This is a genomic window from Mesorhizobium sp. NZP2298 (genome assembly GCF_013170825.1).
Classification (GTDB): domain Bacteria; phylum Pseudomonadota; class Alphaproteobacteria; order Rhizobiales; family Rhizobiaceae; genus Mesorhizobium.
Genome location: NZ_CP033365.1, coordinates 1868383 through 1889024, shown reverse-complemented (window position 1 = coordinate 1889024; position 20642 = coordinate 1868383). Strand labels below are relative to the sequence as shown.

The window sequence follows — 20642 nt, the reverse complement described above, 5'->3', positions numbered from 1 at the left end:
CCGCCGGGCCGGCGATTCCATTAAGGACTGGATTGAAACATGAAAGCCGTCGTCTGCCGCTCGCCCGGCGAGCTTGTCCTGGAAGACCGCCCGGCGCCTGGCGCCCCGCCCGCCGGCTGGGCGCTGGTCGCGGTCAGCCATGTCGGCATCTGCGGCACCGACTACCACATTTTCGAAGGCAAGCATCCGTTCCTGGCCTATCCCCGCATCATGGGCCACGAAGTGTCGGGAACGATCGTCGAGACCGGCGGAGGTGTCGGGCTTGCCGTTGGCGAGCCGGTCGTCATCAACCCCTATCTGTCCTGCGGCAAGTGCATCGCCTGCCGGCACGGCAAGCCCAATTGCTGCGTCAGGATCGAGGTGCTCGGAGTCCATCGCGACGGCGCCATGTGCGAACGCATCCTGGTCCCGGCGCAGAATCTCTATCCGGCAAACGGCCTGTCGTTGGCCGATGCCGCCGCCGTCGAGTTCCTCGCCATCGGCGCGCATGCCGTGCGGCGTGCGCGGGGCGAGACCGGTGCCCGCACGTTGGTCATCGGCGCTGGCCCGATCGGCCTCGGCACCGCCATCTTCGCCCGCATAGCCGGGCTCGACGTAACACTGCTCGACATGAGCAGTGAAAGGCTGGCCTTCGCCGAAAACGAACTTGGCTTCCAGGCTCTTGACGGGTCACGTGGCCCAGTCTCGGATCTGGTCAGGGAGGCGACATCAGGCGAAGGCTTCGATGTGGTCTTCGACGCCACCGGCAACACCCAATCGGTGCAGTCGGCCTTCGCTCATGTCGCCCATGGCGGCACACTGGTGCTGGTCAGCGTCGTCAAGGACGACATCGTCTTTTCCGACCCCGAATTCCACAAACGTGAAATGACATTGATCGGCAGCCGCAATGCGCTGCGCGCCGACTTCGACCATGTAGCCGCCTCGATCCGCAACGGCGCCGTGCCACTGGCCAAGCTCGTCACCCACCGCACATCGCTTGCCGATACGCCGCGCGATCTCGCCCGCTGGGCACATGAAAAATCCGGCCTGATCAAGGCTGTGATCGAGGTGGGGTAGCCGGCCGCCGCCGACTCACAGCGCCGACAGTTTCAGTTCCACCCGTTCCGCCGGAAAGCGCGATTCCGAAAACTGGATCGGCTGGCCGTCTGGCGTGACGTTGACGGCGACCGTCACCAGCACGATGGCGCCGGGCTGCAGATCGAGGTCGGCTAGGTCGGCCGCATCGGCGTGGCGCGCCGACAGCATGGTCGATTGGCGGAGATAGTCGTCTATGCCGAAACGAGCCAGCGACGCGGTGATCGAGCCGGTGTCAGCCATCGCCTTGTCGATGCCGGCAAAGCGCTTGGCCTCGAACCATCCGGCAGCGCGCGACACCGGCCGTCCATCGGCTTCGCCCCGGGTTTCCAACCTGATCACCTCAGCCCCCCTGGCCAGGCCAAGCCCCTCGGCGACACGCTGGCTGGCCGGCTCAACCGATGAGGCGAGCAGCACGATATGCCGTTCCGACGTCTGCCCTTGCAGGCCTGTCGAAAAGCGTGTGCGCGCGCCGATCGGATAGGACAGCCGCTTGCGCGACAAGACGAAGGTGCCGCGCCCCTGCTCGGCCCGCAGCACGCCTTCCTGCACAAGCGCCGATATGGCGCTGCGCACCGTGTGACGGTTGACGCCATAGCGCTCGGCGAGCGCCACCTCCGGCGGCAGCGCGGTATTCTCGGCGAAATCGCCGGTGGCGATCGCCTGCAGGATTCTGTCGGCGATCTGACGCCACAGCGAGACGCCGCTGCGCCGTTCGATACTGTCGGCTTCCTGTCGTCCGATCATGAATTTGCCCCCGCCTTCCATCGCCTGTCATCCACGCGTCATGGACTCGCGTTAGGTAATATGTATAATTTGTATAGTTGTCTATATCAATAGACAAATTTGGCAAAGAGGAATGCTGCTGATGCGAGGACAGGAAGCCCGCGACCAGGCCGAACGCAAGGCCGCCATGGCGACTTTGGCGCAATCGAGCGGCGACGACATCGTCCGGCTCTGGAACGAGGCCGGCCTGCCTTCGCAAGCCGAACTGCTGCGTGGCCCCGAGACCGGGCTGGTGACGCTGCGCGGCCGTATCGGCGGCGGCGGCGCGCCATTCAATGTCGGCGAGGCGACCGTCACCCGCGCCACCGTCCGGTTGTCGTCCGGTCAGGTCGGCCATTGTTACGCGCTTGGTCGCGACAAGCAGAAGGCAAAGCTGGCGGCAATAGCCGACGCGCTGTGGCAAGACCCTGCCAGCCGCGCCGAAGTCGAGACCAGGCTGATCGCGCCTCTGCGGTCGGCGCTTGCCGCTGCCAACGAAAAACGCCGCGCCGAGACGGCGGCAACGAAGGTGGATTTCTTCACCATGGTTCGCGGAGAAGACTGATGGATATCCAAGCACAATCGATCGAGGGCGGCTTCGCCGATCCCGTCTTCAACGCCCAGACCGTGTTCCGCGCAATCATGGATGCGATGGCGCGGCCAGGCAGCGTGCAGCCTTTGCCGGCCCTGGCCCGACCGCCGGCGCCGCTCTCGGCAACGTCAGGCGCGGTGGCACTGGCGCTGTGCGACAACGACACGCCGCTCTGGCTCGACCCAGCCCTGCACACCTCCGCCGCGATCGGCTCCTGGCTTGGTTTCCACACCGGCGCGCCGCTCGCCAACACACCCCCCGACGCGCATTTCGCCTTTGTCGCCACTCCGGCCGAGATGATGGCGCTCGACGGTTTTGCGCAAGGAACGCAGGACTATCCCGACAGGTCGACCACGCTGATCCTGCAAGTCAGCGACCTGACCTCAGGCGCTCCACTGCTGCTCGAAGGCCCCGGCATCGAAACCAGCGCCGTGATCGCGCCGGCACAGATGCCGCGTCATTTCATCGAGCAGTGGAAGCAGAACAACAAGCGCTTTCCGCGCGGCGTCGACATCATCCTCGCCACATCGCAAGGCATAGCCTGCCTTCCGCGCACGACACGTATCAAGATGATGGAGGCTTGAACATGTATGTCGCGGTAAAGGGCGGCGAGGCCGCAATCGCCAATGCCCACAACCTTCTCGCCGACCGCCGGCGCGGCGACCGTTCGGTGCCCGCCCTGCGCCTCGACCAGATCGTCGAGCAGCTGTCGCTCGGCGTCGATCGGGTGATGAGCGAAGGCTCGCTCTATGACCGTGAACTGGCGGCGCTCGCCATCGTCCAGGCGCGCGGCGACATGATCGAGGCGATCTTCCTGGTGCGTGCCTATCGCACCACGCTGCCGCGCTTCGGCTATTCCAGACCGATCGACACCAGCGCGATGCGGGTCGAACGGCGTGTGTCGGCAACCTACAAGGACCTGCCCGGCGGCCAGCTGCTTGGCCCGACCTTCGACTACACCCACCGTCTGCTCGATCCCGAGCTTGCCGCCGGTGCCGATGTCGCCGAGCCGTTGCAGCGCGAGACGGAGGCGCAGGCCATGCCGCGCGTCTCGGCGATCCTCGCCCGCGAAGGCCTGATCGAACCGGATGGCGAGATGCCGCAGGATCATGTCCCCGGAGACATCACCCGCGAGCCTCTGGAATTCCCGATGGCGCGCGATATCCGCCTGCAGGCGCTATCGCGCGGTGACGAGGGTTTTCTCTTGGCGCTCGGCTATTCCACCCAGCGCGGCTATGCCCGCAACCATCCCTTCGTCGGCGAGATCCGTATCGGCGAGGTCGAGCTGGAGTTGGACGTTCCCGAACTACCCTTCGCCGCGCCGCTCGGTACGGTGCGGGTCACCGAATGCCAGATGGTCAATCAGTTCAAGGGATCGGCCAAGGCGCCGCCGCAATTCACCCGCGGCTACGGCCTCGTGTTCGGCCAGAGCGAGCGCAAGGCGATGGCCATGGCTCTCTGCGACCGGGCTCTGCGTGCCTCCGAACTCGGCGAGGACATTGTCGCCGCCGCCCAGGACGAGGAGTTCGTCATCTCGCACTCCGACAATGTCCAGGCGACCGGTTTCGTCGAGCATTTGAAGCTGCCGCACTATGTCGACTTCCAGGCCGAACTCGACCTCGTGCGTCGCATGCGCGCCGAGTACGAGGCCCGGGAGCACCCCACAAAGGTGGACGAAAAGCGGGAGGCCGCGGAATGATCGAAGGCCTGTCCCACATGACCTTCATCGTCCGCGATCTCGACCGGATGAGCGCCATCCTCGAGGGCATCTTCGACGCGCGCGAGGTCTATGCCAGCAACGCCGAACAGTTCTCGCTGTCGCGCGAAAAATTCTTCCTGATCGGCGACATCTGGATCGCCATCATGGAAGGCGAGGCGCTGCCTGAGCGCAGCTACAACCACATCGCCTTCAAGATCGATGACGGCGATTTCGACCGCTACACCGAGCGTGTCGCCAAGCTAGGCCTCGACATGCGCCCGCCCCGTCCGCGCGTCGAGGGTGAAGGCCGCTCGATCTATTTCTACGACGACGACAACCACATGTTCGAACTGCACACCGGCACGCTTGCGGACCGGCTGAAGCGCTATGCCAAGGGATTGGAGGTAGCATCATGACCGACATCGCCAGCTACAACTTCGCCTATCTCGACGAGCAGACCAAAAGGATGATCCGCCGGGCAATCCTCAAGGGCATCGCCATCCCCGGCTATCAGGTACCGTTCGCTTCGCGCGAAATGCCGATGCCCTATGGCTGGGGCACCGGCGGCGTCCAGGTCACTGCCTCGATCATCGGCCCAGATGACGTGCTGAAGGTCATCGACCAGGGCGCCGACGACACCACCAACGCGGTGTCGATCCGCGCCTTCTTCAAGAAGGTCGCCAATGTCGCTGTCACCACCGACACCGCCAGCGCCACCATCATCCAGACCCGCCACCGCATTCCCGAACACCCGCTCACCGCCGGCCAGGTGCTGGTCTACCAGGTGCCGATCCCGGAACCGCTGCGCTTCCTCGAGCCGCGCGAGACCGAAACGCGCAAGATGCATGCGCTGGAGGAATATGGCCTCATGCATGTGAAGCTCTATGAGGACATCGCCAAGCACGGCCGCATCGCCACCACCTATGCTTATCCGGTGAAGGTCGAGGGCCGCTATGTGATGGATCCCTCGCCGACACCGAAATTCGACAATCCAAAGATGCACCGCTCGCCGGCCTTGCAGTTGTTCGGCGCCGGCCGCGAGAAGCGCATCTACGCGGTGCCGCCCTTCACCGAAGTCGTCAGCCTCGACTTCGAGGATCATCCGTTCGAAGTGCAGACCTTCGACCAGCCCTGCGCGCTTTGCGCGGCCGAGAATGTCTATCTCGATGAGGTCATCCTCGATGACCATGGCGGCCACATGTTCGTCTGCTCCGACACCGACCACTGCGAGAAGCGGCGGGCCGATGGCCATCGCGGCCACCTTGCCCCCGATGTCCTTCATGCCTCGGAAAAAATGGAGCCGGCCCAATGACCGACGAACCGTTGCTGCGCGTCTCGGCGCTCTCCAAATTCTACGGCTCGCGTGTCGGCTGCGACAACGTCTCCTTCGACCTGTGGCCGGGCGAGGTCCTGGCTGTCGTAGGCGAATCCGGCTCCGGCAAGACGACGCTGCTCAACTGCCTGTCGACGCGGCTGCTGCCCTCTTCCGGCACCGCCAGCTACCGCATGCGCGACGGCCAGTTCCGTGAGCTTTACAGGATGAGCGAGGCCGAGCGCCGCTTCCTGATGCGCACCGACTGGGGCTTCGTCCACCAGAACCCCGCCGACGGCCTGCGCATGACCGTGTCGGCCGGTGCCAATGTTGGTGAGCGGCTGATGGCGGTGGGCGACCGCCATTATGGCAAGATCCGCGCCACGGCCGTCGACTGGCTGTCGCGCGTCGAGATCGAGCAAGACCGCATCGACGACGAGCCCCGCGCCTTTTCCGGCGGCATGCGCCAGCGCCTGCAGATCGCCCGCAACCTCGTCACCGGGCCACGGCTGGTGTTCATGGATGAGCCGACCGGCGGCCTCGATGTCTCGGTGCAGGCGCGCCTGCTTGATCTCTTGCGCGGACTGGTCACCGATCTTGGTCTCGCGGCCATCGTCGTCACCCACGACCTCGCGGTGGCACGCCTGCTGTCGCAGCGCATGATGGTGATGAAAGACGGCCGCGTCGTCGAAAGCGGGCTCACCGACCGCGTGCTCGACGATCCCCGCGCGCCCTATACGCAGCTCCTCGTTTCTTCCATCCTGCAGGTGTAAACATGCCGACGCCCCTCGTTGTCTCCGACGTCGCCAAGAGCTTCACCATGCATCTGCGCGACGGCATCAAACTGCCTGTCGTTTCCGGTGTCTCGTTCTCGATCAAGGCCGGCGAATGCACCGTACTTGGCGGCCCGTCCGGTGCCGGCAAGAGCTCGATCCTGAAAATGCTCTACGGCAACTACGCCGTCGACGAAGGCCAGATCATCGTCAGGCACGAGGACGGGCTGATCGATCTCGCCCATGCCAGCCCGCGCACCGTGCTTGCCGTTCGCCGGCAAACGATCGGCTATGTCAGCCAGTTCCTGCGCACCGTGCCGCGCGTCTCGGCTCTCGATGTCGTCGCCGAGCCGCTGGTCGAACGCGGCGAGGAGCGCGAGGCGGCCAGGCGCAAGGCGCGCGCACTGTTGGCGCAGCTCAATTTGCCGGAAAAACTCTGGGCTTTGCCGCCGGCGACCTTCTCAGGCGGCGAGCAGCAGCGCGTCAACATCGCGCGCGGCTTCATCACCGAGCACCCGATCCTGCTGCTCGATGAACCGACCGCCTCGCTCGATGCCACCAACCGCGACGTGGTGATCGAACTCATCGCCGCCAAGAAGGCGGCGGATGTCGCCCTGCTCGGCATCTTCCACGATCACGATGTGCGCGAGGCGGTTGCCGACCACATCATCGACGTCACCGCCTTTGCTCCCGGAAAACTCGCCGCATGACCAGGAAATTGTCGGAAACGCCGCTGGTCCACCCGACGGCGGAGGTGCACAACTCGACCCTTGGCCGCTGGACCGAGATCGCCGACCGCAGCCGGGTTTCGGAAAGCGAGCTCGGCGACTATTCCTACATGATGCAGGATTGCGCCGTCTGGTGCGCGACGATCGGCAAGTTCGCCAACATAGCCGCCGCCGTGCGCCTCAACGCCACCAATCACCCGACCTGGCGACCGACGCTGCACCACTTCACCTACCGCGCCTCCGACTATTGGGATGACGCCGAGCATGAGAGCGAATTCTTCGCTGAGCGCCGCGCCAAGCGCGTCACCATCGGCCACGACACATGGCTCGGCCATGGCTCGACCGTCCTGCCCGGCATTACCGTCGGCGATGGCGCGGCGGTTGGCGCCGGCGCGGTGGTTTCCAAGGATGTCGCGCCCTACACCATCGTCGCCGGCGTGCCGGCAAAACCGATCCGCGAGCGCTTCGACCGCCGCACCGCCGAACGCTACCAGGCGCTTGCCTGGTGGGACTGGGACCACGCCAGGCTGCGCGCGTCGCTCGACGATTTCCGCGAGCTGTCGGCCGAAGCGTTCCTGGAGAAATACGAGGGGTAGGTGAATCCCTCACATCATCGTCATCGGGGAGCCTGTTCACATCCTTGACACAGGACTCGGACAGGACGCCATTTCCCCCAAGGAGATCGCCATGCCCGATACCGTCAGACCCTCGCTCGCCGGATTCTTTGCCGGCTCCAATCCGACCCCGCCTGCGCATCTTGGCACCCGCTACGACACGTCGGGCAATTTCCTGACCGAGCCTGGCAACACCGTCGTCAGCCACCTGGTCGGAGGTTCGCCATCCGAGGCCGTGGTGCTTGCCGTGCGTGATAAGATGCTGGCGATGGCCGACGCCGACCGGCTCGCGTTCACGCCCGTCTCCAGCCTGCACATGACCCTGTTCCAGGGCATCATCGAATATCGCCGCCGCCTGCCCTACTGGCCGCAGGACGTGCCACTCGACACCAGCATCGACGCAATGACTCGCCTTTATCTGGAACGCCTGAAGGGTTTCGAGGGCTTCGGCCCGTTCAACATCAAGGTGGTCGAGGTCGTGCCGACCGGCCTCACCGTGGCCGGCGCGACGGACGAGGACGTGCGCATCATGCGTCAATGGCGTGATGCGCTGGCGGTGCCGTTCGGCTACCGGCACCCCGATCACGACACGTACGTCTTCCACATCACCTTCGCCTACCAGATCCAGCGTCTCGCCAACGACAGGGCAGCGGCATGGCAGGCGCTGTTCGACGATTGCCTGGCGCTTTTCGCAAGGCAGGCTCCGATAATCGAGATCAAGGCGCCCGCCTTCTGCGCTTTCCGCGACATGAAGCATTTCGAGGAATTGCTGGTGCTCGGCTGATTGTCCGCAAGTCGCCGGTCGCCAAGCCTGTGTAGCGTAACAAAACTGACATGCTGGCGACACGGCAGGTTCATGTGGCTGCGTTAGGCGAATGCCTGACGATCAATATGGACCGGACTGGAACCAGCCCATGTCAGCAAGCTCTGCCACGCTCGAAATCCGCGGTGTCAGCCGACGATTTGGCAAGAACACCGCCGTCAGCGACGTCAACATCTCGATCCCGCAGGGTCAGATGGTCGGCGTCATCGGCCGTTCGGGCGCTGGCAAATCGACCCTTCTCCGCATGATCAACCGTCTCGTCGACCCCAGCCAGGGGTCGATTTTTTTTGACGGCACCGAGGTCTCCCAGCTGCGCGGCTCGCCGCTGCGGCGCTGGCAGCGCGACTGCGCCATGATCTTCCAGCAGTTCAACCTCGTGCCGCGCCTCGATGTGCTGACCAACGTGCTGCTTGGCCGGCTGAACCATCGTTCGACGATCATGAACCTGCTCGGCGTCTTCTCTAGGGAGGAACGCGCCGAGGCGATAGTCGCGCTCGAGCGTCTCGACATCGCTCGCACGGCGCTGCAGCCGGCCGGCACCCTCTCTGGCGGCCAGCAGCAACGCGTGGCAATCGCCCGAGCCATGATGCAGCAGCCGAAGGTGATCCTTGCCGACGAGCCGATTGCCTCGCTCGATCCGCTCAACGCCAAGGTGGTGATGGACTCGCTGCAGGACATCAATCTGCGTGAAGGCATCACCGTCGTGACCAACCTCCATACGCTGGACACCGCCCGTACCTATTGCAGCCGCATCATCGGCATGGCCGCCGGCAAGGTCGTGTTCGACGGCTCGCCCGAAGACCTAACGCGCGACGCCGTGCGGACCGTCTACGGAGCGAACGGCGACGGTGCCGAGATATCCGAGACTCTCACCTCGACCAGCATCCCGATGCAACTCAAGCCGAAGATCACCGTATCCGCCGGACCGCTCGAACCCGCGTTTCCGGGATACTGAGAGCAGGCGGGATCGCCAGCCCGCGTCAAGGGCATCAACCGACATCTTCACGCAGCCGGCGCAACGCCGGGATCAACAGGAGAGACGCCAGATGTTTAGAAAAATTCTTTTCGGTGCCGTTTCCGTCATGGCCATGGCGATCGGCGCAGCCCAGGCACAGGACATCAAGGAATTCCGCATCGGCATTCTGGGCGGCGAGAACGAAGCCGACCGTCTGCGCAACTACCAGTGCTTCGCCGATCACATCAAGGAAGTCCTCGGCGTGGAGAAGGTTTCGCTGTTTCCTGCCGCCGACTATGACGGCGTTATCCAGGGCCTGCTCGGCGGCACGCTCGACTACGCCGAACTCGGCGCTTCCGGCTACGCCAAGATTTATCTTGAGAACAAGGACGCGGTTCAGCCGATCCTGACCACGGTCCAGACCGACGGTTCCATGGGCTACCACTCGGTCATGGTTGCCCGCGCGGATTCCGGCATCAAGACGCTTGCCGACATGAAGGGCAAGAAGCTCGGTTTCGCCGATCCGGATTCGACATCGGGTTATCTGATCCCAGTGACGGCGCTGCCCAAAGACATCGGCATGGATGTCAAGAGCTATTTCGCCTCGACCGGCTTCGGCGGCGGCCATGAGCAGCTTGTGCTTGAAGTGTTGAAGGGCACCTTCGACGCTGGCACCACCTGGGCCTCGGGCGTCGGTGACTTCAAGGACGGCTACAGCTCGGGTAACCTGCGCAAGATGGTCGAGAAGGGTGTCCTCAAGATGGATGACCTCGTGGAATTGTGGCAGTCGCCGCTGATCCCGAACGGTCCGCTGGTCGTGCGCACGGCGCTCGATGCCGGCGTCAAGCAGAAGATCACCGATTTCGTGACCAATCTGCCGCAATCCGATCCGGCGTGCTTCTCGGCTGTCGAAGGCGGTGATTTCAAGGGTTTTGCGCCGGTCACTCCGGAATTCTATCAGGCGATCATCGACGCTCGCAAGGCGAAGATCGGCTCGTAAACCGAACGTCACGACGCCGCCGGGGCTGTGCCTGCGGCGGCGTCGCCGCATCAAGAGACTGGAAAACCATCGATGAGCGCGACCGACGTCCAGCGTGCGCCAGCGCTTTCGCCGGGGGGAGCCCTGGTTGAACAACACTGGCGTGACCTCGCCGCACGTCGGCGCCTCTACACTGCTGGAGGATTGCTTTTCCTGCTTATCGCACTCTCCGGCTCGCTCTGGTTTGCCAACGAAACCAATGCCGGGAAGTTCTTCGATCGCCTGCCCCACATCGCCGACTTTTTCATCGACATGAAACCGCGTGACTGGTTTGACCCCGTACGCGCCCTGTTCGACCTGCCGTCGCCCTATGACGATGGCAGCCTGAAATTCGATTATCCGGAAGGCCGGATTTATCTGTCCCAGGGCGTTTACATCCCGGAATATTTCTACCGGATGGTCGAGACGTTGAACATTGCGCTTTTTTCAACGCTGGTCGGCTCCACTTTCGGTTTCCTCCTCTGCTTCTTCGCCGCGCGCAATATCACCGCTAGTCGCTGGCTGCGCTTTACCTCCCGCCGCTTCCTGGAAATTGTCCGCGCCTTCCCCGAAATCGTCATCGCCGGCTTCTTCCTGGCCATCTTCTCGCTTGGACCAATTCCCGCGATCATGGCCGTCAGTATCCATACCGTCGGCGCACTCGGAAAAATGTTCTTTGAAGTCGTCGAAAACGCCGACATGCGGCCCGACGAAGGGCTGCGGGCTGTCGGCGCCAACTGGGTCGAACGAGTATGGTTTGGCATCGTGCCACAAGTGCTGCCCAACTTCATGAGCTACTTTCTGCTTCGCTTCGAGATCAATGTGCGCGCTTCGACCATTCTTGGCGCCGTCGGCGCTGGCGGCATCGGGGAATCCCTGCGTCTTTCGATCAGCCGGGGCCATGAGGCCAAGACCATCGCCATCGTCTTTCTACTGTTCTGCACGATTGTCGCCGTCGACCAGTTTTCGGCATGGCTGAGACGCCGCCTTGTCGGGAAACAGGCCTTCGCATACGGGCGCGGAGAGTAGCGCAATGGACGCCGCTGCCGTCAACGACGTTGTTGCCCGCCATCCGGACGCGTTTCGGCGATCGGCATGGAGACGCTATGCCACCCCCCTCGGCATCCTCCTGTGCGTTTTCTACACTTTCTATTGCTGGTGGTTCTTCTCGATCGGAATCGTTCTTGAAAAGGCGAACTGGAACCTCGCCAGCGCCTATCTCGCGGACTGGGTATCCTACGAAATTCGCCCGGACATCGAATTCAAGGACGATTATCTGGAGATCAACTACTCCCGTTTCTCCAAACTGGGATCCAATCCCAATCCCGACTGGGTGGTCAAACAAACGGCGGTGATCGAACAGCGCCCGGATGCAAAGAAACCTGCACCGGCTGTAACATCCGACAAGTCGTCACACGATTCGTTCATGGCGCCCAGCGCTGCGGCTGCCGGCAAGCCAGAAACCTTGCCTGAACCGCTTCCGACCGCGCCCGAGGCGGTCCGCAAGGAAGCCGTCGTTGTGGCCGATGTTGTCTTCGGCAATGCCCGGATCGTCATCACGCCAAAACTCGTCACAGTGACACGCGGCACCGAAAATGTCGTCTTTGATATCGCCAGGGACAAGTCCGTCACGCCGCGAACGCCGCTGCCTGACTGGATCGAACAGCGCAAGCCCGGCTCGACAGCCTATGTCTCGTTCAGCTTCTTTGGCCGCGCAGAAATACAAAGTGACGAAGTCATCGCCTGGCGACGTTTCCTGGGCTGGGCGAATTTTGTATTCGACACCAATTCGCCCTTCTGGGGGAAATCGTTCGGCGATGCGGCCTCGCTGATCCTCTTCGAACCACGCATCGACCCGACGCGATCAAACGCAGCACTTGCGTGGGACAACATTCTTAACAACGCCGAATGGCAGCATGGCGACGTGTGGCTGAAATTGCTGCAGACAATCGTCATGGCTTTTGTCGGCACGGTGCTGGCCTCCGTTGTGGCCTTTCCACTCGCCTTCCTGGCTGCCCGCAACATCACGCCGAGTCGGATAGCCAACCAGACGACCAAGCGCTTTTTCGATTTCCAGCGCTCGGTCGACATGCTGATTTGGGCACTGTTCTTCACGCGCGGTTTCGGGCCGGGGCCATTGGCCGGGATGTCGGCGATTTTCTTCACCGATACCGGCACTTTGGGCAAACTCTATTCGGAAGCGCTGGAAAACATCGATGACAAGCAGCGCGAGGGAGTCCGCTCCGTGGGAGCCACACCGGCAATGGTGCAGAGATACGGCGTACTGCCACAGGTCCTGCCGGTATTCCTCAGCCAATCCCTCTATTTCTGGGAATCGAATACGCGCTCGGCGACAATCATAGGGGCCGTCGGCGCCGGCGGCATCGGCCTGAAGCTGTGGGAGGCCATGCGCACCAACACCAATTGGGCCAACGTATTCTATATGGTTCTGCTGATCCTGGTCGTCGTTTTCGTCTTCGACAACATGTCCAACTATCTCCGCCGCAAACTGATAGGCATTGCCGATGACAGGACTGATGGACCGCCCGGGCCGACCCCAGTCCGCTTGCCGCAAGCCACTTAGCTCTCCTGAGGAACCGGAGGGCTGGCGAGGGCATCCGAGCCCGCTTTCTTCCACCCCTTCTTGATATGCTTGTACCCCTCCCGATAAACCGCTTCCGGCGTCTCCGCGAAGTCGCGCCACACCTTGGTCGCCGCCGCCAAATCCTTCAGCGAACGCCCAAACGACTCAATGGTCAGCCAGTCGTCATAGCCGCTCTTGCGGATCGCCGCGAACGTCTCTTTCCACGGGATGTTGCCGCGCCCCGGCACGCCGCGATCATTTTCCGATATGTGGATATGCACGACATTCCTGCGATGCTTCGTATAGGCGCCGATCGGGTCGGCCTCCTCGATGTTGGCATGAAAGGTGTCGTACATCGCCTTGATGTGCGGCCGGCCGATGGCATCGACGTGCTCCGACAGGTCAGCCATCGTGTTGAGAAGATAACATTCAAAGCGGTTCAGCGCCTCCAGCCCGATGGTGACGTTGCGCTTGCCGGCGTGGTCGCCAATGGCGCGCTGCGAGGCGACGGAACGGTTCTTCTCGGCGGTCGTCGGCCCGGAGCCTGAAAAGGCGCCGAGCGTCGAATGCAGCGGTCCGCTGAGCGTCCTTGCGCCAAGCGCATCGGCGCAATCGACAGCCCATTTCATGTATTCGACACCGGCCTTGCGGGTCGCGGCGTCGGCCGAGATCAGGTTCATTGAGGGGTCGCCCATCGCCGAAACCGCGGTCCGTTCCAAGCCGATGCGGTCGAGCAGCTCGCCGAGCTTCCTGTAGTCGTCGGGCATGCCGGCAAAGATCGGAATCTCGACACCGTCGAAACCGGTGGCCTTGATGTCGCGAAGCAGTGGTTCGTGCTTCTTCGACACCGCGGTCGTCCACAAGAACATGCACATGCCGATTTTCATCGACGCCCCTCCCCCCCTTTTTAGGCCCCTACGGGGAGTTGACCTTCAAGTCAGTCCGAGCCCAAAATGGTGGTTTCCGAGAACCGGAGCGGAGCGTACTTTTCGTACGCGGGCACCGGAAGCGCAGGAAACTGTCATTTGCAGGCCGGCATCACCTGAAGATCCGCATCCCGGTCAGAGCTTGGTCCACGCTCCATTCTTCTTCGACGACTTCACGCAGGCCTCGATAAAGGCCATGCCTTCGACGCCATCCTGGATGGTCGGGAAGACGACATCCTTTGCCGGCTTGCCACCCTTGCGGCGCGCCGCGCGGATGGCGCGTGCCGCCTCCTGATAGATATTGGCGAAGCCTTCGAGGTAGCCCTCGGGATGGCCTGACGGCACGCGGCTGACACGGCCTGCCACCGGCAGCGCGCCGGCGCCGTTGCGCGTGATCAACTGCTTAGGCTGGCCGAACGGCGTGTACCAGAGATAGTTCGGGTCGGCCTGCACCCATTCCAGCCCGCCCTTCGAACCATAGATGCGCAGCTTCAGCCCGTTTTCGTGTCCGGGCGCCACCTGGCTCGCCCAGATCATGCCCTTGGCGGGATGCGTCTTGCCGGCGGGTTTGAAGCGCAGCATGACGTTGACATTGTCGTCGAGCAGGCGCCCCGGCACGAAGGCATCGAGATCGGCCGACAGCGAATCCAGCTCGAGCCCGGAGACGAAGCGGGCAAGATTGTAGGCATGGGTGCCGATGTCGCCCAGCGCGCCACCGGCGCCTGCCTGCTTCGGATCACCGCGCCACGACGCCTGCTTCTGGCCGGTGGCGGCGAGGTCCTCGGTCAGCCAGTCCTGCGGATATTCCGACTGCACGATGCGGATGTCGCCGAGCATGCCCTTTGCCACCATTTCGCGTGCCTGCCGCACCATCGGATAGGCAGTGTAGTTGTGGGTCAGCACGAACACCTTGCCGGTCTTCTCGACGACCGCGGCGAGCTTCTTCGCCTCGGCCAGCGTCGTCGCTAGCGGCTTGTCGCAGATCACGTGGATGCCAGCCTCGAGAAAGGCCTTGGCTGCCGGCACATGCACATTGTTGGGCGTGACGATTGCCACCGCCTCGATGCCGTCTGGGCGCTTAGCCTCGGCCTTGGCCATCTCGGCGTAGGACGCGTAGCTGCGGTCCGGATCGAGGCCGAGTTCGGCGGCCGAAGCCTTGGCCCGCGCCGGGTCGGACGACAGTGCGCCGGCAACCAGCACAAAATCATTGTCCATGCGCGCCGCGATGCGGTGCACCGCGCCGATGAAGGCGCCTTGCCCGCCACCGACCATGCCGTAGCGGATCGGGCCGCCTCCCGTTTCCGACTTCGATGCGCCGACCATGTTTCTCTCCCTCGTGCTATTTTACCTCTCCTCGAGGAGGGGTCGATCCGCGCAGCGGATCTGGTGGGTCGTAGAGGCGGAGCTCGGCATGAACCGCCCCAGCCTGCCATTCGGGCCGCCCTCCCCTTGAGAGGGAGGGACAAGCGCTAGATGCCCATCATCGCGCGCAGCAACTTCTTGTCGGTGGTGCCGCCGGCAAAGTCGTCGAATGCCTTTTCCGTCACGCGGATGATGTGGTGCTGGATAAAAGGGGCGCCTTCGGCCGCGCCGTCTTCCGGATGCTTCAGGCAGCACTCCCACTCCAGCACCGCCCAGGAATCGTAATTGTACTGCGTCAGCTTGGAGAAGATGCCGCCGAAATCCACCTGTCCGTCACCAAGCGAGCGGAAGCGGCCGGCGCGGTTGGTCCAGCTCTGATAGCCGGAATAGACGCCTTGCCGGCCGGTCGGATTGAACTCCGCGTCCTTCACGTGGAACGCCTTGATGCGCTCGTGGTAGATGTCGATGAATTCGAGATAGTTGAGCTGCTGCAAGAGGAAGTGCGACGGGTCGTAGTTGATGTTGCAGCGCTTGTGGCCGCCGACCGCATCGAGGAACATCTCGAAGGTGGCGCCGTCGAACACGTCCTCAGAGGGATGAATTTCGTAGCCGACATCGACGCCATTGTCCTCATACACATCGAGGATCGGCTTCCAGCGTTTGCCGAGTTCGCCAAAGGCCTCCTCGATCAGTCCGGCCGGCCGCTGCGGGAAGGGATAGAGGTAAGGGAAAGCCAGCGAGCCGGTGAACGACACGGAGGCATTCAGCCCGAGATTGCGCGATGCCTTGGCACCGAACTTCATCTGCTCGACCGCCCATTTCTGCCGCGCCTTGGGATTGTTGTGGACCGAGGCCGGCGCGAAGCCGTCGAACTGCGCATCATAGGCTGGATGTACCGCCACCAACTGCCCCTGCAGATGCGTCGACAGTTCGGTGATCTCGACTCCGGCATCGGCACAGATGCCCTTGACCTCGTCGCAATAGGTCTTGGAAGAAGCTGCCTTCTTGAGGTCGAACAAGCGCCCGTCCCAGGTCGGGATCTGCACGCCTTTATAGCCGAGACCGGCGGCCCATTTGGTGATCGAGGCCAGTGAATTGAATGGCGCCGCATCACCCGCGAACTGCGCCAGAAACAGCCCAGGGCCCTTCATTGTCGTCGGCATCGGCATCCTCCCTCATCTTGTCGCGACCAAGCATAGCGCCGATTGGAAGCAGGGCCAGCCATTTTGGTCTTTTCGCATCGGGCGCTTTGCAGGCACTGCCATTCTGGTATTACCAAATCGCGGAATTTGGTCAAGCCTCGCAATGCATCTTCAAAGCCGTCGGCACACCCGAAATATCGGCAGATATCGCAATACAATCAATGAAATAATTCGCAGAAAAAGTTGCGCTTCCGCAGTTCTTGCCGTTCCAGGCAATTTGCTGTAGACCTCGCCTCAGGCCCAATTGGTCGAACCAGTTTGCAGGAAAAGGCTGGGGGTGCCTTGGGGAGGAACCCTTGCGTCGCCTTTCGGCGATGCATGTCGCAGGCAAACCATACGGACGAATTTGGGAAGGACAGACCATGCATCTTTCGACGCACAACTGGATGCGCGCGGAACCCTTGGAGACGACCCTCAAGCGCATCAAGAAGTTCGGCTATGAGTCGATCGAGATTTCCGGCGAGCCCGAACAGTACAAGACCAAGGAGACGCGGGCGCTGCTGAAGGAGCATGGCATCCGCTGCTGGGGCGCGGTGACCTTGATGCTGGGCGAGCGCAACCTTGCCGCCAAGAACCAGGGCCAGCGCGAGCGCTCGGTGCAGTACGTCAAGGACGTGCTGACCATGGTCAGCGAGCTCGACGGCGAGATCATCACGCTCGTCCCCGCCACCGTCGGCAAGGTGGTGCCGGACGGCACCGAGGAAGAGGAATGGAAGTGGGTGGTCGACGCGACCCGCGAGTGCTTCACCCATGCCAAGAAGGTCGGCGTCAAGATCGCCGTCGAACCGCTCAACCGCTTCGAGACCTACCTGTTCAATCGCGGGGCCCAGGCGCTGGCGCTTGCCGATGCCGTGAGCCCCGAATGCGGCGTCTGCCTCGACGCCTACCACATTCACATGGAGGAATTTAACGTCTACGACGCCATCCGTAAGATCGGAAAGCGGCTGTTCGACTTCCATGTCGCCGACAACAACCGCTTCGCCGCCGGCCTCGGCCAGATCGACTGGCCGAAGATCGTCGCCACCTTGAAGGAAGTCGGCTACGACGGCGCGCTGACCAATGAGTTCGTCGCTCCGGTCGACCGCACGCCGGCGGCGCCCTATCCCGAAATGGTCGAGCGCCACCCGGTCGATATCTCGCCCGAGCAGCTGAAGTTCATCCAGGATCACGGCTCCAGCGTGCTCACCGAGAAATTCTACACCGACCAGATGCGCATCACCGCCGAAACGCTGCTGCCGCTGATCAAGTAGTCGAGACTTTTTGGGAAATTTGCCCTTCCGCCATGACCGGCGGCAGGGCTGGGGAAAAACATGCGCATCAAGACCGTCCAAGCCTGGTGGGTCCGCATCCCGATCGAAGCCGCTCGGCAGCACCGCAGCGACTTCGGCCAGGTGACTACCTTCGACGCCGCCATCCTGCGCATCGAAACCGATGACGGGCTGGTCGGCTGGGGCGAAGGCAAGAACGCCGCCGGCAGCGCCGGCAGCTACGGCGCCCTCGTCCACATGCTGAACCATGAGGTCGGCCCACAGCTGATCGGCCGGGATCCGGCCGATATCGGAATCATCTGGGAGATGCTCTACAATGGCGTGCGCCACGACAGTGCCGCGCGCACCGGCCACGCCATGCCGCAGCTGGCCCGGCGCGGCATGAGCATCGCCGCCATCAGCGCCGTCGACATCGCGCTCTGGGACATCCTGGGCAAGTCGCTCGGCGTGCCGGTCTGGCGGCTGCTCGGCGGCCGCAAGGTCGACCGCATGCAGGCCTATGCCTCGGGCGGCTGGGCGTCCGCGGATGCCATCGGCGAGCAATTGAAATCCTACATAGCCCGGGGCGGCTTCAAGGCGCTGAAGATGCGGGTCGGCGCCATGGATGGGGCAGCACACGTCTCCGCCGCCCGTGTGCGCGCCGCGCGCCAGGCGCTCGGCCCCGATGTCGAACTGATGGTCGACGCCCACGGCACCTACACGGTGGCGGAAGCCAAGCGCTTCATCCACCTTGTCAACGACCTCGATCTCGCCTGGTTCGAGGAGCCGATCATTGCCGATGACAAGCCGGGCATGGCGGAAGTGCGGGCCTCCGGTGCTGTTCCGATCGCCACCGGCGAGAGTGAGGCGACGCGTTATGCCTTCCGCGATCTTGCCGTGCTCAAATCAGCCGATATTTTCCAGCCCGATCCCGCCTTCTGCGGCGGCATCAGCGAGGCGATGAAGATCGGCACCATCGCCAGCGCCTTCAATCTGCGCTTTGCGCCACATCTGTGGGCCGGCGCGCCCTGCTTCTTCGCCGGCTTGCATGTCTGCGCCGCCTCGCCGTCGAGTTTCATCGTCGAATATTCGCTCGGCGCCAACCCGATGATCCATGATCTGATCGAAGAGACTGTCGAAGCAACGGACGGTATGATAGCGATCCCGGAAAAGCCCGGATTGGGGTTCACCATTTCGGAGCGATTCCTGGAGGCGCACGCGCAACGCAGTTGACGATGAAAGAAAAGAACCTCCTCGCGGAACTCGCCGCCTATCTGTTCTCCCACTCGGACAGCGAGACCGGCCGCACGCCGTCGGAGCGTGAACTGGCCGAGCATTTCGGCGTCAGCCGCGGCCAAATCCGCGAGGCGCTGGCCATTCTGGAAGCCATGCGCATCGTCGAGCGTCGGGCGAAGTCCGGCATCTACATCGACACCAAGCAAGCGAGCGTCGAGGCGCTGGCGCTGTTCGCGCGCGCCGGCCTGCCGCTCGATCCGTTGCAGATCTACGAGACGGTTGAGCTGCGCAAGATCCACGAGATCAAGGCCGCCGAACTTGCCTGCTCGCGCGCCACCGACGAGAATTTCGAGCGGCTGCGCGAAATCCTCAAGGCTTCCGAGGAGCGCATCGCCGCCGGCGAAGGCCTCGCCAAGGAAGACCGCGAGTTCCACCTCGAGATCGTTCGCGCCACCAAGAACAGCGTCTTCCACAACATCTGCAGCGTCTACTATCTGATGGGCGAACAGCGCCTGCCGATCTACTTCAACGATCCCGAACGCAGTGTGCGCTCGCATGCCGAGCATGTGCAGATCTACGAGGCTTTGCTGCGCCGCGACGGCAATCTCGCCCAGGCGCTGATGAGTGCCCACCTTCAAGGCGCGGAGAGCTATTGGAAGGGACTGATCGAGGGCGGCAACGCGGTTGCCGCGAGCCCGGCGCTCGAAAAGGCCTGATCGTGGTCCAGGCCGTGCCAAAGATCCTGTCGACCCATCCGCTGCACCCGCGCGCCTCGGCCAAGCTCGCCGGCGCCGGTCAACTCGTCATCGCTTCGGCCCTCGATGCCGCCACTTTGACCCGGGAGGCGAAGGATTCCGACATCGTCATCGTGCGCGCGCCGCTGCCACCGGCGCTGTTCGAGGGTGCCTGGAAGCTGCGGGCGGCGATCCGCCATGGCGCCGGGCTCGACATGATTCCGATGGAAGCGGCGGCCGCGGCCGGCGTGCTGGTGGCCAACGTGCCGGCGGTCAATGCGCGCTCGGTTGCCGAACATGTCATGCTCACCGCACTGGCGCTGCTGCGGCAATTCCGCAGGGTCGACCGCGACCTGCGCGCCAAAGGCTGGCTCGCCGGCCGCGAGCATGCCAATTCCAACATCGAGCTTGCCGGCAAGACCATCGGCATCGTCGGCCTCGGCGCCGTCGGCCAGGCCGTCGGCCATATCGCCGCGCACGGCTTCGATCTGAAGGTGGTGGCAACCACGCGCAGCATGCAGCCGGCGCCGGACAAAGTCGGCTTCCTGTCGATCGACGCGCTGGTCGAGCAGAGCGACATCATCGTGCTCTGCTGTCCGCTGACGCCGGAGACGCGTGGCCTGATCAGCCGTGAGCGCATCGCCCGCATGAAACCCAACGCGCTGCTGATCAACGTTTCGCGTGGGCCGGTCGTCGATGACGACGCCCTGATCGAGGCCTTGCGGGAGCGCCGCATCGGCGGCGCCGCGCTCGACGTGTTCTCGACGCAGCCGCTGCCGTCCAATCATCCCTATTTCGGCTTCGACAACATCATCATCACCCCGCATATGGCTGGGATTACCGAGGAATCGATGATGCGCATGGGCGTCGGCGCCGCGGGCGAAGCCTTGCTGGTGCTGGCCGGCAAGCTGCCGGTCAATCTGCGCAATCCGGAAGTTGTCGATCATTACCGGAGACGGTTTCCGGTCGACATCTAGAGCATCGCGGTTTCGCCCCAA

The 20642-nt window shown here is 63.3% G+C and carries 22 protein-coding genes; 18 read left to right on the top strand and 4 right to left on the bottom strand.

The annotated features are described in order from the left end of the window. The first annotated feature begins 39 nt into the window (after window positions 1–39). The gene (locus tag EB231_RS09165) at window positions 40–1056 is read left to right on the top strand and encodes a zinc-binding alcohol dehydrogenase family protein (protein WP_172348524.1); all 1017 of its coding nucleotides are present in this window, start codon (window positions 40–42) and stop codon (window positions 1054–1056) included. Window positions 1057–1071: 15 nt separating this feature from the next. Here the strand turns inward: EB231_RS09165 and phnF are convergent, their stop codons facing one another. Then, window positions 1072–1821: a phosphonate metabolism transcriptional regulator PhnF gene (gene phnF / locus EB231_RS09160; RefSeq protein WP_172348523.1), complete on the bottom strand. Its 750-nt coding sequence runs from the start codon at window positions 1819–1821 to the stop codon at window positions 1072–1074. Between the two features lie 121 nt (window positions 1822–1942). On the opposite strand from phnF, the gene phnG reads away from it, so the two are divergent. The 13 genes from phnG to phnE (EB231_RS09095) all read left to right on the top strand — a co-directional run bounded on the left by phnG (window position 1943) and on the right by phnE (EB231_RS09095) (window position 12937). Continuing rightward, complete coding sequence (gene phnG / locus EB231_RS09155) at window positions 1943–2404, top strand: phosphonate C-P lyase system protein PhnG (RefSeq protein ID WP_172348522.1); 462 nt, start codon at window positions 1943–1945, stop codon at window positions 2402–2404. Beyond that, window positions 2404–3015 carry a phosphonate C-P lyase system protein PhnH gene (gene phnH / locus EB231_RS09150; protein ID WP_172348521.1) on the top strand — a complete coding sequence of 204 codons (612 nt, stop codon included), beginning with the start codon at window positions 2404–2406 and terminating at the stop codon, window positions 3013–3015. Before phnG ends, phnH begins: the two co-directional genes overlap by 1 nt. Window positions 3016–3017: 2 nt before the next feature. Continuing rightward, window positions 3018–4130 (top strand): carbon-phosphorus lyase complex subunit PhnI, encoded by a 1113-nt coding sequence (locus tag EB231_RS09145; RefSeq protein ID WP_172348520.1) that lies wholly within the window; start codon window positions 3018–3020, stop codon window positions 4128–4130. Next, on the top strand, window positions 4127–4546 hold the full coding sequence (gene fosX, locus EB231_RS09140) for a FosX/FosE/FosI family fosfomycin resistance hydrolase (protein ID WP_172348519.1): 420 nt from the start codon (window positions 4127–4129) through the stop codon (window positions 4544–4546). Before EB231_RS09145 ends, fosX begins: the two co-directional genes overlap by 4 nt. After that, window positions 4543–5442: an alpha-D-ribose 1-methylphosphonate 5-phosphate C-P-lyase PhnJ gene (locus EB231_RS09135; protein ID WP_172348518.1), complete on the top strand. Its 900-nt coding sequence runs from the start codon at window positions 4543–4545 to the stop codon at window positions 5440–5442. Before fosX ends, EB231_RS09135 begins: the two co-directional genes overlap by 4 nt. Further along, window positions 5439–6215 carry a phosphonate C-P lyase system protein PhnK gene (gene phnK, locus EB231_RS09130; RefSeq protein ID WP_013892928.1) on the top strand — a complete coding sequence of 259 codons (777 nt, stop codon included), beginning with the start codon at window positions 5439–5441 and terminating at the stop codon, window positions 6213–6215. The genes EB231_RS09135 and phnK overlap by 4 nt, the downstream gene beginning before the upstream one ends. A 2-nt stretch (window positions 6216–6217) precedes the next feature. Then, entirely contained in the window at window positions 6218–6925 is a 708-nt protein-coding gene (phnL, locus tag EB231_RS09125) for a phosphonate C-P lyase system protein PhnL (RefSeq protein ID WP_172348517.1), read from the top strand. Then, entirely contained in the window at window positions 6922–7539 is a 618-nt protein-coding gene (locus EB231_RS09120; RefSeq protein WP_172348516.1) for a DapH/DapD/GlmU-related protein, read from the top strand. The genes phnL and EB231_RS09120 overlap by 4 nt, the downstream gene beginning before the upstream one ends. 91 nt (window positions 7540–7630) lie before the next feature. Further along, the gene (locus EB231_RS09115) at window positions 7631–8341 is read left to right on the top strand and encodes a DUF1868 domain-containing protein (protein WP_172348515.1); all 711 of its coding nucleotides are present in this window, start codon (window positions 7631–7633) and stop codon (window positions 8339–8341) included. Window positions 8342–8471: 130 nt separating this feature from the next. Further along, the gene (gene phnC / locus EB231_RS09110; RefSeq protein ID WP_172348514.1) at window positions 8472–9335 is read left to right on the top strand and encodes a phosphonate ABC transporter ATP-binding protein; all 864 of its coding nucleotides are present in this window, start codon (window positions 8472–8474) and stop codon (window positions 9333–9335) included. A 91-nt stretch (window positions 9336–9426) separates the two neighbouring features. Beyond that, entirely contained in the window at window positions 9427–10335 is a 909-nt protein-coding gene (phnD, locus tag EB231_RS09105) for a phosphonate ABC transporter substrate-binding protein (protein WP_172348513.1), read from the top strand. A gap of 72 nt (window positions 10336–10407) precedes the next feature. Continuing rightward, window positions 10408–11382, top strand: a complete 975-nt coding sequence (phnE, locus tag EB231_RS09100) for a phosphonate ABC transporter, permease protein PhnE (RefSeq protein WP_172348512.1) — start codon at window positions 10408–10410, stop codon at window positions 11380–11382. Window positions 11383–11386: 4 nt separating this feature from the next. Next, complete coding sequence (gene phnE, locus EB231_RS09095; RefSeq protein ID WP_172348511.1) at window positions 11387–12937, top strand: phosphonate ABC transporter, permease protein PhnE; 1551 nt, start codon at window positions 11387–11389, stop codon at window positions 12935–12937. On the opposite strand, the gene EB231_RS09090 is transcribed toward phnE (EB231_RS09095), so the two are convergent. From EB231_RS09090 to EB231_RS09080, 3 genes are all read right to left on the bottom strand, one after another. Further along, the gene (locus tag EB231_RS09090; RefSeq protein ID WP_172348510.1) at window positions 12934–13824 is read right to left on the bottom strand and encodes a sugar phosphate isomerase/epimerase family protein; all 891 of its coding nucleotides are present in this window, start codon (window positions 13822–13824) and stop codon (window positions 12934–12936) included. The two genes, phnE (EB231_RS09095) and EB231_RS09090, sit on opposite strands and share 4 nt — an antisense overlap. Before the next feature lie 174 nt (window positions 13825–13998). Continuing rightward, window positions 13999–15186 (bottom strand): Gfo/Idh/MocA family protein, encoded by a 1188-nt coding sequence (locus EB231_RS09085; RefSeq protein WP_172348509.1) that lies wholly within the window; start codon window positions 15184–15186, stop codon window positions 13999–14001. Window positions 15187–15332: 146 nt separating this feature from the next. Continuing rightward, a complete protein-coding gene (locus tag EB231_RS09080; RefSeq protein WP_172348508.1) occupies window positions 15333–16388 on the bottom strand; it encodes a sugar phosphate isomerase/epimerase family protein in 1056 nt (351 codons plus the stop codon). Between the two features lie 401 nt (window positions 16389–16789). On the opposite strand from EB231_RS09080, the gene EB231_RS09075 reads away from it, so the two are divergent. From EB231_RS09075 to EB231_RS09060, 4 genes are read left to right on the top strand one after another with little or no spacing between them, the layout of a single operon-like run. Further along, complete coding sequence (locus EB231_RS09075; protein WP_140772162.1) at window positions 16790–17677, top strand: sugar phosphate isomerase/epimerase family protein; 888 nt, start codon at window positions 16790–16792, stop codon at window positions 17675–17677. A 60-nt stretch (window positions 17678–17737) separates the two neighbouring features. Beyond that, a complete protein-coding gene (locus tag EB231_RS09070; RefSeq protein ID WP_172348507.1) occupies window positions 17738–18907 on the top strand; it encodes a mandelate racemase/muconate lactonizing enzyme family protein in 1170 nt (389 codons plus the stop codon). A 2-nt stretch (window positions 18908–18909) separates the two neighbouring features. Beyond that, complete coding sequence (locus EB231_RS09065; RefSeq protein WP_172348506.1) at window positions 18910–19626, top strand: FadR/GntR family transcriptional regulator; 717 nt, start codon at window positions 18910–18912, stop codon at window positions 19624–19626. A gap of 14 nt (window positions 19627–19640) precedes the next feature. Next, window positions 19641–20621, top strand: coding sequence for a hydroxyacid dehydrogenase (locus tag EB231_RS09060; RefSeq protein ID WP_172352849.1), 981 nt, complete (start codon window positions 19641–19643; stop codon window positions 20619–20621). Window positions 20622–20642: the final 21 nt, after the last annotated feature.